This window comes from Chitinophaga flava (assembly GCF_003308995.1).
GTDB classification, from domain to species: domain Bacteria; phylum Bacteroidota; class Bacteroidia; order Chitinophagales; family Chitinophagaceae; genus Chitinophaga; species Chitinophaga flava.
On the sequence record NZ_QFFJ01000001.1, the window covers coordinates 3756360 to 3768529 of the forward strand.

Below are 12170 nucleotides of genomic sequence, written 5' to 3' on the forward strand. Positions count from 1 at the left end.
TTTTATGCCATTACAGAAGAATAACTTTATCCTATGAAACAACTGGTATTAGCTATTATCGCCTACGCTGTGCAGCGTGATGTAGATGCGGCACAGCTCTGTAAGCAGGCAGGCATCGACCTGACGGCCCTTAAAAAAACAACAACCGCTCCCGTTACACAACATCAGCTGGATATGCTATGGCTGCATGCTGCCCGTCTTACCAACGACCCGTTGTTTGGACTGCATTTTGCGGCATCAGTGCAGCCTGCAGCCCTGGGGGTAGTGGGAGAGATCATACAAACGAGTGCCACAGTGGGGGAAGCGCTTACCCACGCAGTAGCCCTTACACACCTGGTAACAGACCAGTGCCGGCTGGAAATAGTCCGGGGCAATAAAAACTTTACAGTGCGCTTTATTCCCGCAGCGGATCACGGTGACGGACCTACGATGGCTTTTCGTATGCTCATTGAGTTTCTGATGGTGCTTACGATTCATGAGTTGTCGGGGCTGTTGCTGGAAAAGATTGCACCGCAGGCAGTACGAATGCCTTATACAGTGCCTGATCCTGCTGCTTATGAACAAGCATTCCGCTGTAAACCGGTAAAACGTGCCGATGAATATACGCTTGTATTTGATGCCCGCTATTGGGATGAGCCAATACTAACAGCGAACTATGGGTTACAAAGCCTGTTATTGAAAAAAGTGAGCAGCTTATCACAGCCACAACCAGCCACCAATAATACTTTGCAGGTAAGAGTATACAACCATCTGCTGGCGAATTCTTATCTGGGCATTATCTCGCTGGAGGAGATGGCGGCTAATTTTAACCTGAGCCCGCGCAGTTTGCAACGCAAGCTGAAAGATGAAGGCGTTAAATACCAGGAAGTGGCGGATGCAGTGAGAAAGTCACTGGCCCTTTATTATATATCGTCGGGCAACTATCCTTTGAAAGATATTTCCTATATGCTGGGGTATAATGAGTTGAGTGCTTTCACCCGGGCGTTTAAACGTTGGACTGGCAGCAGTCCGGCCGGATATCAGTCATTGTAGTTGAAAGAGGTGCCTTTATGGACGATACCCCATTTCTTAACAAAAACGTAATCTCCTCTTTCTATAGCGTCGATATAGCCGGAAATCCATTCCCGGAAGGAGGATGCCACGATTTCCCGGTGATTATCATCATGCCATAGGGCGATAATCTGGCCGTGATGTCCTTCCGGGGCAGGGTCCAGATCAAGGCAAAGATGGTTGCCAAATCCATCGGAGGTAATGGGTATCCACAACGGATTCCACCAGCTGCTGCGAATGCCTGTGTCGGGTTCGGAGGCGATGGGGTGATCGTTGTAGGTAAAAGTGCCGGCATCCAGCAGGTCTTGCCAGTAATGCCAGTTGTCCGCGATATCTTCTACAGAGAGTAACAGGTCGCCGTCTACCAGTCCGGTCCTGGCTTTACGCTGACCATCATGGACCGCGTAAAATGCCTTAAAATCTGCCGGTAATGGCGAATCTATCAGCTTTTCCAAAGACTCTACTGCTTCGTATGTCACGCCAGGATTAAGGATATTCAGAAGTTTGGGGGCATGCTGGCGCATCCAGGTTTCCCATCGTATCCAGTATTCTTGCATATGGTTGTGGGTTTGTACCGACTATAAAGATGTAAAAAATTCACCATAAATAAAAGCGGTATTTCAGCAAAGTAATAAAGGACAGAACAGCTTCTTTTTCATCAAAATGATTTTCTGCTAAAAAGTTCTTCACGCTGTTTGTTGTCTGTGTCTTTGCGTGAAAGAAATACCTACTTTTGTAATAGCATCATTTAAACGTAAATAATCAACTATGGCACAGTTACCTAAATTTCTGATCGCAGACGATCCTGTTACAGATCCGGAAAATGAGTATATTTTTCATACCGAAAAACCCCGCTTCTTTGCCAAACGAGTGGAAGAAGACGAAGAAACTGCCTACATCGATATCGTTGAAGAGATCGATAATGTAGAGGAGTTCTACAAAAATGATCCGGACAAAAAGCAGGAACTGCTGGAACAGCTGGAAGACTGGTACTACTCCTACATGGAGTGGCTGGAAGAAGGCGAAACCGGTGAAGATGATGAAGAAGAGGAAGAATAGTAACTGCAAGTTATTTAAAAAGCGTCCGCAACTGCGGACGCTTTTTTTCTGCATATCAGTTGGGTTGCAACTGCAATTCCTTCCTGAAAGCAGATGGATTGACCCCTTTATATTTTTTAAACATCCTGTTGAGATGGCTTTCATCCGTAAAGCCCAGTTCATCCGCGATTTCTCCCACACGCATGCTGCTGTAACGCAGCCTTGTTTCCACCAGCTTCAGTTTGTATTGCATGATATACTGCTGTAGGCTGTCGCCGTTGTTGCGCTTGAAATATTCACTCAAATACGTAGGTGATATGTTGAAGTGCGCAGCAATCTGGTCTGCCTTTAACTTTTCCGGTGAATAAATATACTCATGGATATAGTGGAGAATATTTTGTGAAGCCTCTGTTTTACCAGGCTGGCGTGTTTGCTCAGGTAGCTGAAAAGAGATATTACGGGCCACAATGGTCAGGATAGTATTCACAATCTGTTGCGACAATGCCTTGTGATAAGGCTGCTGATTAATCAACTCCCGCATCAGCCCTTCTATCAGTGATTTTACCAGCGGTTTGTCACTTTTGTTTTTTAGAATACAACCCGGCAAATGATTGTTGTTCTGGAAGATGAACTCCAGTTGCTGAATCCAGTCTTTATGCTGATTTTTTAAGTAGACATCATTGAAGCGGATAAAGAAAAACTTCGTCGCATCCTTTACTTCAAACGAATGGCAGTCCTGTGGCATGACCAGAAACAGCTTGTCGGCACTATAGGGCAACTGGTTCTTGTTGACACACTGTACTCCACTGCCTTCTACAATATATACCAGCTCAAAAAAATTATGTTTATGCGCGTCTATCGGGCATTCTGTACACTCCCGGTATTCGATCTCGAAAGGTTGGTATAAATTTTCCTGTATCATCTTATGAAATTACTGAATGATCCTCTAATTGTACAAGTTTTTTTGCCTGAAGCGCCGGACCTTTGATATATAAAATTACACTAATGGAAAACAATACAATTGCATTTGTACTGACTCGCCTGGCCATAGCTGCCAGTATGTTCGGACATGGTCTGGTAAGACTTCCCAAGCTGAATGCCTTCAGCGACTGGATGGTAAAAAGCTTTGAAAAATCCATGCTGCCCGGCATATTGGTACTGCCTTTCAGTTATATATTACCGCTGGCGGAATTTGCCATCGGCCTGTTGCTGATACTGGGGCTGTTTACACGGACCTCCCTGATAGCAGGAGCTATAGTAATGATCATGCTCATCTTAGGTACCACCCTGATAGAAGACTGGGGTGCACTAGCTTCGCAGCTGATACACGCAGCCTTCTTTACAGTATTGCTGGTATTTGTACGCTATAATGGCTTTGCGCTCGATAATCTCGTCAGGAAGTAAGCTGCTGGTCCAGCATTCGCCGGAAGCCTTCAGCATCATCCAGTCGGAAAGCTATCTGCCTGACTGCTGGTTTGTGTTTAAATAAAAGATGAAGTGATAAGGGCTGTTTCAGCTCCAGCAAAAGATTACAGGGTTCAAATGCCTTTAACAGGGAGAAGTGTACCGTATGGCTGTCGGGCTTTGCCTTCCGGTAATCATGGATGGCGGCCATCTGCGCAAAAGGGATATAAACAGATGATACTATGCCATAACGCAGGTAGATACCTGTAGCATCTACCTGAACAGGCCGGGAGAGGACCGCCTTCAGATGTGCCACCAGAAAGACGATGGAATAGGCCCCTGCAGCCAGTAAAATACGGTCCAGGACCGGGTAATGAAGCCGGGAAACCAACAACCCCATACCGGCCATTTCCAGCAAAAACAGAAATATAAAAATGCCATAGACAGCTGCAAGCCCTTTTCGTGCATACCAGGAAGTAACAGGGGCGTTTTCCTCCTTTTTCCATTTAAAAAAAGCATAGTACATCAGCGTGCTTTCTGTTGCCAGCATCCGACTTATTTTCCCATTCGTGATCACCTGCTGCAGAGCCGGCAGTAACAGCTCCGGGAAGTCCTCACAGGGGCGGCTTTCCCGGAGCATCCTGTAGTGTTTTACAGTGCCATGTATCATAATGATGACCCGCAATAACAACAGGTCGGCCATCAGCCCGGACAAAACATTGTCTGTAAGCCGGTGCCCATGCCCTGTCAGCAGGAGAGACAGTAGTTTCAGCACACAGGCTGTGACAAAAAGAAGGCTTAACAGCCTCGTACGGGAAATACTTATTTTCATGGCGTATATGGGTTATTCATGGCCGGGGCGCATGATCTTCATCTCGTCGAGGTCCAGCTGCATCTCCTGACTGCGTATCACCTCATCGCTGAAAACATTGTGCCGCCGTAACTGGAACAGCTCTTTGCGCTGAAGTGCATAAATGTCTCTCAGTACCGCGTGATACAGATCTACTTCTGCTTTTTCAGTCTCACTACATTCGAGGGATTCCAGCCGCGCACCGGTGTTCTGGATATTATTTTCCAGATTTTTTTTGAGAGAGCCTATCAGTTCATTGTCAGTGGCTTCAAAAGCATATTTCTCTTCCAGTATGTTAAGTGCCACTTTCATTAGTGTAAGTTGTATTCCTGCTTCCTGTTGATCTGCTGGCGTAATGACATCAATTTCCCCTATTTTGATGATACGGATCAGCAGTGGAAGTGTGAGGCCCTGAAATACCAGCGTCACAAGTATTACAATAAAAGTGATGAACAAAATCAGATTACGATGAGGGAATAACAATGGCACAGATAAGGCAGAGGCCAGCGACACCACTCCCCGCATCCCGGCCCAACCTACTATCAATGGCCCTTTCCAGCCCGGATTAGGTTCCCGCTCCCGGATCTTTTTACTCAGCATCCGCGGAATAAAAGCACCCGGATACACCCACAGCAAACGAACAAGAATCGTGAGAAACGCGATGATCACACCGTATCTGATCGCATCTGCAATGGAATAATCTCCCAGTGAGTGAATGATGGTCGGCAGTTCCAATCCTATCAGTATAAAGATGATACCATTCAGTACAAAGATGAGAGTACTCCATACACCCAGCATTTGCATACGGGTAGCCCCATTGGGAAAGATGGCATGTGAGCGGTACGACAGGAATAAGCCGCCACTGACTACTGCCAACACACCGGAATAATGAAACTGCTCCGCTGCCAGGTACATGAAATAGGGTGTCATGACTGTCAGCGCAGAATCAATACTGGCCGTAGTAGGCAGCCAGCGATGTATATAATACATGATATGCGCTACTGCCAGCCCTATCACAATACCCATACCAGCGGAAAGAAAAAAGTCACCGATAGCCTTCTGCATCACAAACTGCCCTGTTATCACTGCTACCATGGCAAACCGAAATACAATCAAGCTGGATGCATCATTGATAAGACTTTCACCCTCCAGAACAGTAAGCACCCTTTTAGGCACTTTTAAATGTTTTAGTACTGAGGTAGCAGCCACCGAATCGGGGGGAGAAATAATGCCACCCAGCAAAAAGCCCAGTGCCAGCGTAAAGCCGGGTATCATACTCTTCGAAGTATAAGCCACAATACAGGAGGTGAAAATAACAGCCCCGAATGCCAGCATCATAATAGGTCTTTTCCATTTCCAGAAATCATTCCAGGAAGTATACCAGGCTGCTTCATACAACAAAGGCGGCAGGAAAATAAGGAAGATCATATCAGTGTCTATCTCTATATGCGGAAGTCCTGGTATAAAACCTATGCCCAGCCCCGCCAGCACAAGAAAAATAGGATAGGAGATCTTTAATCGCTGGCCCAGCATGACCAACATAAAAACAACAAATAATAAGGAAAGGATCAGTAACAGTGTATGGTGCATACCCGACAGTAAATTTGGTGTTAAATTAAGCATTAACCGACAAATTTTGTTGGGGTAGTATGCTGTATTATTTTATAGAATCACTGACATACCTGGCATACTTTTGTTTGATATACACATAGAGGTCATAATCATTGATATCTTTTATGAACTCATAAGATGGCTGGTATCTGGTCATGAACTGTGTAAGACTGTCGCCTTCCAGGCCGGTGAGCTTATTGATCAGCAGAGGATTAAATACACGCTGTACCTGGTTTTCCTTCTCTTTGGCCAACAGTATCTTTTTGAACTTGTCTTTCTTTTTGTTTTGTTTAAAAGAAACGGCTTTATACAGCTTGTTGATATTAACACCTACGAAAGGACCCACAGAACGAATGACTTCATTCCACCGGGGCCTCCGGAAATCAAATTCTTTACGAAACTCTTCGCGCAGGCGCAGAGAATCACGCAGGTAGTTGTAATGGATGATGCTGACTGATTTCAGTTCCAGGGGTTGTCGCTTAAGATGATGAATGAGCGCAGACCTATCTCTGGAAATGATGACCAATAAAGGCACATAGCCCAGTGCTTTTAATAACAGGGTATCGCCTTTGCGGGCGCTTATCTCATAAATGCCGTGGTCGTTGCTGACCGCGGATGCATTATTTCGTTTATTCAACACCGTTACACCGGTAATAGGTATGCTATCTTCCTGTGTAATTGTTCCCTGTACAACGCTCTGCGCATCTGCACTGTATAATAGCAGTAATAAGGGGCTTAATAGCAGGATGAATCTGAGTGCAGGCATCAGGGAAATATTAGATGCCGGTAAGATAAAAAGGCTTTCGTAAAGGAAAAGTTAATATTGCTGATACTACCATTCCTGCGGTGGTTGTACCCATTTTTTTCTGGTCAGCTTTAGCTGCAACTTTACTAGTGGAGATAACATGGTTTTGCATTTATTGATAAACCTTGCCGAGAGGTCTGCCCTGGAATAGAATGCGTGATAGATGGCGTCGTTGTAGGTAGTGCCTAGGCCAAACCTGTTGTGTTCCGGATGATGCAGGTACCATTTTTCTTCTTCGATTGCTGTGGGCCACCAGTATTTAACCTGGCCGCCCTGGTGTATGATCTGTTCCGTCAGGTTCTGGCCGGCATCCATGTCTTCGGTCATGTTCATGTTGGGATAACCCAGTTCTTTCAGATAAGCGGTGGAAATACCGAAAAAGAATGGGGATACGTACAGGTTTTGTGCATTACGCAGATGGTTGGCAGTTTGTGCTGCTCCCACGATGGTGCGGGGTTCGCTAAGATCGTTTAATAGCTGTGACAGCCATTCCTTACGAGTGGGAATGCAGTCGATATCAAAAAATATAAGATAGTCGGTATCTTTTTCCGTAGTACATACGTGGTTCAGAAAGTCGCCATGGCTAAAGGATTCTTCTGTAATATGATGAATGGGAATACCAAACCTCCGGAATACTGCTTTCTGGTATTTAGGTACTTCGGGGTTGACATTCTCTTTGTAGAATGAAAAGACTTTGAACTGTTGTGTTGTTGAATGGGACATATTACTGTTTGTTTAGAAATTTTTTGATAGATGTCCTGACAGGATCTGATTTTATGTTGAAGGGAGATAGGTAGAATAATACCAGCTGCTCTGTGGGCAGATGCCTGTCAGATAATCCTTTCCGGGCGAGGTAGATTCTGATGGGCGTAAGCAGCAACAGTCTCCATTTGTTTTTGTGTTTGGTTTTCCGACGAATGCTCAGGGCTTCATCATAGAGTGTCAATATTTGTGTGGCAGCTGCAATGCCTTCCATTAGCCTGTCGCGATAGCTGAGGGTTAGTCTTTCCTTTGGTATAAAATGAGCCAGTTTCAGGTCTTCGTTGTAGTACAGGCTGTAGCCCCATAGCAGCAAGCGTTTGCAGTATTCAAAGTCATCTCCGGTACTTAACTTTTCTCCGTTGCGGCCGTTGAGTAATGAAGGGTATCTTTCGTTGAATACGGAAAGGAATAATGATTTTCTGGTAACAAGGCCGGCCCCCAGCACAAAGCCACGATGAGATACGTCGCCGGATGTTTCGGCCGGAATACCGATTGCGTATTTATCCTTGAAGGTATCAAACCAGGAAGGGAAGCTGCTACAGTCGGAAACGGGGTGACATTGTCCGCCGGCAGCGCCGGCCATCTTTTGTTGTTTGAGTGTTTGCCATGCGTTGAATACATAGTTTTTGTCGAGCAGGTTGTCGTCGTCGCAGAAGAGCAGGCATTCATAACGGGCTTCCTGTGCTCCCTTTTTGCGGGCATGCATCTGTCCCGGCCGGGGTTCATCTACAATCCTGCATTGGGCATTGGGTGGATGGGCTTTGTTCCACCAGTCCAGGGCCAGACTGACGGTTTTGTCTGTAGAGGCATTGTTGACGAGGATGATCTCCCACAAAAAATCTGTCGGCACTTCCTGTGACTGCAGATGTCCTAAGGTGAGCGGTAGCCGTGCTGCACTGTTATAACAACAGATAATAACGGAAACGCCTATATGAAATTCTTGTTGAGACATGATTTCCTGTTTGAAATGTTATCCTACTTTGAGGTATCTGATGATGCTGCTGACGGGCAAGGGTACTGGTTTGTTTAATGCCGTATATACGCTGGCGTGCGTAGCGATATACTGTACCAGTTCAAACAGCCGGTGCGGATCGCTTGACCAGCGTGCTTTCCATAACTTCCCGATTGCTTTTCGGGAGAACCGGGAAGCAGACAGCAGCCGGGTACCGAGTAAATTGCGATGAGAAGGGAACACCTGCATGAGGCAGGTATCATAACACACAAACGTACCGTAAATGAGGCGTTGAAGATAGTGGCGGTTGGCCCTGCCGGCAGGGATGATATGAGTGAGTTTTAATGTCGGCGCCACACCGGCTGCATATCCATTACGGACGCACAGCAGTACCATCTGGGTGTCTTCTCCGCTGCTGAGTTGATTGCCCTTTCGGCCAGGCAATGTAAAGGTGCCTTTCCGGGCATGCTGAACATATTCTTTTAGCAGAAAGGTTTTGGTACATAGGCCGGTACCAAAAGGATAACACGATTGCCAGGCCGGTACTGCGGAGAAAGTCACGGTTGTTTCTGTCCGTTGCTGGAATGCCAGTCGTGCATAGTGCTCGATATTGCTTTCTATACCGTCTATAAAGTCTACCTGTACCTGTCCCGGGCCCCATGCGGCAACCTGTGGATACTTTTTAAACAACGAAGTCAGCTCCTGTAGATAGTGGCTGTCTGGTTCATTATCGTAATCGATGTAAACGATATGTTCCCCGCGGGCGGCTTCTATGGCGGCGACGCGGGCATGGCCTACTCCCTGTTCCTTTACCAGGAGGAGTTGCATGTTGGGGATACGTTGCAGAAAATCCTTTACATATGAAAGGCTGCTGAGTGGGATGGGACTGTTGTTGTCTACCAGCAGCACTTCTGTCTGCAACCCGTTCCGGTTGAGCAGTTGTACAGCCTGGAGGCAGCGTCGTAAAATTCGTTCATCGGGATCATAAGTACATATGACCAGTGAGTAGTCTATCATGCTATTTTTTTATCAGATGAAGTACTGCTCCTGGTTGGCGAAGGTTATGAGGCTGGCTGCCGGAAGTAGCTGCGGAGCCATCTTTTGAAGCGCCGTCTCCATACCCTGTTTTTGTGGTAAGTGCGCCACTTTCCTTCCAGGTCAAAATCCCTGTTCAGGAAAAAGTAGTCTGCCTGTTTTTCCGGTATAAAGTATGACGGATGTACGAGTGGGTTGTCTATAACGCCGGTAGGCAATGCTGCATGGTCTTTGGGGGCGTTATAGGTATGTGTGGCATCGGGCCTGAAGCCCAGGTTGCTGATAAGATTTACCTGTGGCGCGATACACAGCCCGTTTTGAAAGAAGGTGGTGAAGTTGAACTGGTAATCCCAGGAGTCAATCAGACCGGCTTTCAGTCTGCGGAAGATGTCTGTCCAGCCTTCTATCAGGAAGGGGTCTGTAAAAATATTGCCCAGCAGTCTGTTAACGGAGGGTTCATCGTATTCCGATAGCTCCATATCGTAATGTTGCCAGGCCCGGCGCCAGCTGGCCCAACCCCAGATATGGCTGTACTGGGAGAAATAATAGCTGGCTTCTCCCCATTTTCTGCCCATCTGAAGGTTGGTGCCGGTGATGTTCATAATGCGTGTATCGTATCGGTAGCGCTGTAGCAGCTGGTCACAAAACGGGAAAAAATCTGCCGAAGGCAAACAATCATCTTCCAGTATAATCCCTTCTTCCTCCTGCTCAAAAAACCAGGTGATCGCTTCTGCCACAGCTACCTTACAGCCTTTGTTGACCTCATTGAAACGTGTGCGCACAGAACAGTCCCAGTCGATCTGGTTGTAGATTTCCCGGGTGGCCTTACATAAGAGGCCATCCTTTTCCACACCTGGCCTGGGCCCATCTGCAGCGATATACAAGCGGGAGGGCCTGACAGCTTTCACCCGGTCAAATACCCGCCGGGCCACATCCGGCCGGTTGAATACCAGTAATAAAACAGGAGATTGCACTGTGTAATGCGCCATAGCAGGCAAATAATGGATAATAAATTTCTATGCTATAAGTAAATTTACCAAATTGCGTTATGGAAAACAAGCTAGGCATGCAGGAAACAAATAAACTGGTCAGTATTATCATCGCCACCTACAACTCGGAAAAATATATCCGCGAGTGTTTGTCGTCCATCCTTTCCCTGGGAGTCAATACCATCGAGGTAGTGATCGTGGATGGTGGAAGTACGGACCAGACCATCGATATCGTAAAAAGTTTCGATAGTCGTATGGTGTCCTGGAAAAGCAGCCCTGATAAAGGTATTTACGATGCCCTGAATAAAGGTGTGGAAAGGGCACGCGGCAAATGGCTTTATTTTATGGGTGCTGATGACCGCCTGCTGCCAGGTTTTGCAGAGATGATGCAATATCTGAAAGATGAACATACTGTGTACTATGGTAATACTACCGAATTTTTTGAGAAAGAAGGTCCGCAATACCTGCTGTTGAAAGGGGAATTCAACAACTACCGCCTGGCCAAGTTTTGTATGAATCATCAAACTATTCTGTATCCTGCCAATGTCTTCAAAAAATATCATTACAATCTGCGTTATAAAGTGTATGCCGACTATGCGCTGAACATCCAGGTGTGGGGCGATAAAACATTTACCAAGATTCATCTCCCTATCACTATTGCCCGGTACAATATGGATGGTTTCTCTTCACTCACGAAAGACAAGGATTTTGTATTTCAACAGGAGAAGTTTCAGCTGGTGAAAAGGAGCATGGGCTGGTTGATATACCTGCGGCTGTTGTCCAGAAAATACAAATACCAGCTGCGCGGAAAAAACTGGGAACAGTAATCGCAAAATCATATGCATCAGCGTTCGATGTAAGTTTTCCAGAAGCCCGGAAACTTAGACCAGGCATGGCATCCCAGCGGCAGCCGGTGATGGTTTAACTCATACAGCTCCGCTGCATTCACCTCAAATCCAAACCGGTAGGCCCTCTCCAGTGGCGCCACCCTGAAAGCAGGATATATAGCAGGAAACACCTGCGACCAGATAATATCTTCATTAAAGTCGAAGCCTTTGTAATAGTTTGTCAGATGATAATTGTAGATCAGCTCCCTGGTGCTGGCCGGTACCATCTTGCACAACCACGCAGCGTTTGACAAAAGAAAACGATATCCTTTCCATATTACCCGGTATTGCCGGAGCCGTTTCAAAGCCTTTCTGCCAATGCTAATATTGCGGATAGAAAACCCTGAATTGAGCATCTCCATAAAAGGTGCTCCGGGTGTGGCATTCATAAACCCTTCGAAGATGGGCGACCCGATAAAATCATAATCAAATCCGTGATGAGCAGCGATGTCGGAACTGAAGATGTACGCATCCAGCTCGTAGGTCATCATGAACTGATAATCCGAAAACAATGCATAGAAGGAGGGATTTACCTTCATCCTGTTGTAGTGAAGGATAGAAGAAAGCCATTCGGGTGCCACCGGTTGCAGTATCAGCTGTGGATGGATATGCTGATAGGATACAGTATCCATGCCGGCAGGGAAGACAAGAAAACAGTCATATGCTTTCAGGTGCCGGTAACAGGCTAGTAAAGAAACTTCTTCTTCTGCAGACATATAAGGCTGATGTACCGTGATGATCACGCACATGCTGTTGTGAACAGCCATGAGTTGCTGTTTTAGAGATT

Annotated in this window: 14 protein-coding genes; 4 read left to right on the forward strand and 10 right to left on the reverse strand. The window is 46.3% G+C overall.

Features of this window, described 5'->3' with window-relative positions:
* Positions 1–33 precede the first annotated feature (33 nt).
* Entirely contained in the window at positions 34–1032 is a 999-nt protein-coding gene (locus tag DF182_RS15235; protein ID WP_113616435.1) for an AraC family transcriptional regulator, read from the forward strand.
* Here DF182_RS15235 and DF182_RS15240 read toward each other — a convergent pair.
* Positions 1020–1607 carry an SMI1/KNR4 family protein gene (locus DF182_RS15240; RefSeq protein WP_113616436.1) on the reverse strand — a complete coding sequence of 196 codons (588 nt, stop codon included), beginning with the start codon at positions 1605–1607 and terminating at the stop codon, positions 1020–1022. The two genes, DF182_RS15235 and DF182_RS15240, sit on opposite strands and share 13 nt — an antisense overlap.
* Before the next feature lie 211 nt (positions 1608–1818).
* Here DF182_RS15240 and DF182_RS15245 point away from each other — a divergent pair, with 211 nt between their 5' ends.
* Entirely contained in the window at positions 1819–2109 is a 291-nt protein-coding gene (locus DF182_RS15245) for a hypothetical protein (protein ID WP_113616437.1), read from the forward strand.
* Between the two features lie 55 nt (positions 2110–2164).
* Here DF182_RS15245 and DF182_RS15250 read toward each other — a convergent pair whose 3' ends face one another.
* Positions 2165–3010 (reverse strand): AraC family transcriptional regulator, encoded by an 846-nt coding sequence (locus DF182_RS15250; protein ID WP_113616438.1) that lies wholly within the window; start codon positions 3008–3010, stop codon positions 2165–2167.
* A gap of 83 nt (positions 3011–3093) precedes the next feature.
* Here DF182_RS15250 and DF182_RS15255 point away from each other — a divergent pair, with 83 nt between their 5' ends.
* Positions 3094–3492: a DoxX family membrane protein gene (locus DF182_RS15255; protein WP_113616439.1), complete on the forward strand. Its 399-nt coding sequence runs from the start codon at positions 3094–3096 to the stop codon at positions 3490–3492.
* Here DF182_RS15255 and DF182_RS15260 read toward each other — a convergent pair.
* From DF182_RS15260 to DF182_RS15290, 7 genes are all read right to left on the reverse strand, one after another.
* Entirely contained in the window at positions 3482–4324 is an 843-nt protein-coding gene (locus DF182_RS15260) for a hypothetical protein (RefSeq protein ID WP_113616440.1), read from the reverse strand. The genes DF182_RS15255 and DF182_RS15260 overlap by 11 nt on opposite strands.
* A gap of 12 nt (positions 4325–4336) precedes the next feature.
* On the reverse strand, positions 4337–5932 hold the full coding sequence (locus tag DF182_RS15265; protein ID WP_113616910.1) for a Na+/H+ antiporter: 1596 nt from the start codon (positions 5930–5932) through the stop codon (positions 4337–4339).
* A gap of 67 nt (positions 5933–5999) precedes the next feature.
* Positions 6000–6719 (reverse strand): peptidase associated/transthyretin-like domain-containing protein, encoded by a 720-nt coding sequence (locus DF182_RS15270; RefSeq protein ID WP_113616441.1) that lies wholly within the window; start codon positions 6717–6719, stop codon positions 6000–6002.
* A 66-nt stretch (positions 6720–6785) separates the two neighbouring features.
* Positions 6786–7481: a hypothetical protein gene (locus tag DF182_RS15275; protein ID WP_113616442.1), complete on the reverse strand. Its 696-nt coding sequence runs from the start codon at positions 7479–7481 to the stop codon at positions 6786–6788.
* Between the two features lies 1 nt (position 7482).
* Positions 7483–8472 carry a glycosyltransferase gene (locus tag DF182_RS15280; protein WP_113616443.1) on the reverse strand — a complete coding sequence of 330 codons (990 nt, stop codon included), beginning with the start codon at positions 8470–8472 and terminating at the stop codon, positions 7483–7485.
* 18 nt (positions 8473–8490) lie between these two features.
* A complete protein-coding gene (locus DF182_RS15285) occupies positions 8491–9489 on the reverse strand; it encodes a glycosyltransferase (RefSeq protein WP_113616444.1) in 999 nt (332 codons plus the stop codon).
* A 44-nt stretch (positions 9490–9533) separates the two neighbouring features.
* Positions 9534–10496, reverse strand: coding sequence for a nucleotide-diphospho-sugar transferase (locus DF182_RS15290; RefSeq protein WP_113616445.1), 963 nt, complete (start codon positions 10494–10496; stop codon positions 9534–9536).
* A 59-nt stretch (positions 10497–10555) separates the two neighbouring features.
* On the opposite strand from DF182_RS15290, the gene DF182_RS15295 reads away from it, so the two are divergent.
* On the forward strand, positions 10556–11323 hold the full coding sequence (locus tag DF182_RS15295; protein ID WP_113616446.1) for a glycosyltransferase family 2 protein: 768 nt from the start codon (positions 10556–10558) through the stop codon (positions 11321–11323).
* Between the two features lie 17 nt (positions 11324–11340).
* Here the strand turns inward: DF182_RS15295 and DF182_RS15300 are convergent, their stop codons facing one another.
* The gene (locus tag DF182_RS15300; RefSeq protein WP_113616447.1) at positions 11341–12150 is read right to left on the reverse strand and encodes a DUF5672 family protein; all 810 of its coding nucleotides are present in this window, start codon (positions 12148–12150) and stop codon (positions 11341–11343) included.
* Between the last annotated feature and the right edge of the window lie 20 nt (positions 12151–12170).

Coding starts and splice junctions, on each gene's coding strand:
- DF182_RS15235 (WP_113616435.1), top strand. CDS start 34: ATGAAACAACTGGTATTAGCTATTATCGCCTACGCTGTGCAGCGTGAT.
- DF182_RS15240 (WP_113616436.1), bottom strand. CDS start 1,607: ATGCAAGAATACTGGATACGATGGGAAACCTGGATGCGCCAGCATGCC.
- DF182_RS15245 (WP_113616437.1), top strand. CDS start 1,819: ATGGCACAGTTACCTAAATTTCTGATCGCAGACGATCCTGTTACAGAT.
- DF182_RS15250 (WP_113616438.1), bottom strand. CDS start 3,010: ATGATACAGGAAAATTTATACCAACCTTTCGAGATCGAATACCGGGAG.
- DF182_RS15255 (WP_113616439.1), top strand. CDS start 3,094: ATGGAAAACAATACAATTGCATTTGTACTGACTCGCCTGGCCATAGCT.
- DF182_RS15260 (WP_113616440.1), bottom strand. CDS start 4,324: ATGAAAATAAGTATTTCCCGTACGAGGCTGTTAAGCCTTCTTTTTGTC.
- DF182_RS15265 (WP_113616910.1), bottom strand. CDS start 5,932: ATGCACCATACACTGTTACTGATCCTTTCCTTATTATTTGTTGTTTTT.
- DF182_RS15270 (WP_113616441.1), bottom strand. CDS start 6,719: ATGCCTGCACTCAGATTCATCCTGCTATTAAGCCCCTTATTACTGCTA.
- DF182_RS15275 (WP_113616442.1), bottom strand. CDS start 7,481: ATGTCCCATTCAACAACACAACAGTTCAAAGTCTTTTCATTCTACAAA.
- DF182_RS15280 (WP_113616443.1), bottom strand. CDS start 8,472: ATGTCTCAACAAGAATTTCATATAGGCGTTTCCGTTATTATCTGTTGT.
- DF182_RS15285 (WP_113616444.1), bottom strand. CDS start 9,489: ATGATAGACTACTCACTGGTCATATGTACTTATGATCCCGATGAACGA.
- DF182_RS15290 (WP_113616445.1), bottom strand. CDS start 10,496: ATGGCGCATTACACAGTGCAATCTCCTGTTTTATTACTGGTATTCAAC.
- DF182_RS15295 (WP_113616446.1), top strand. CDS start 10,556: ATGGAAAACAAGCTAGGCATGCAGGAAACAAATAAACTGGTCAGTATT.
- DF182_RS15300 (WP_113616447.1), bottom strand. CDS start 12,150: ATGGCTGTTCACAACAGCATGTGCGTGATCATCACGGTACATCAGCCT.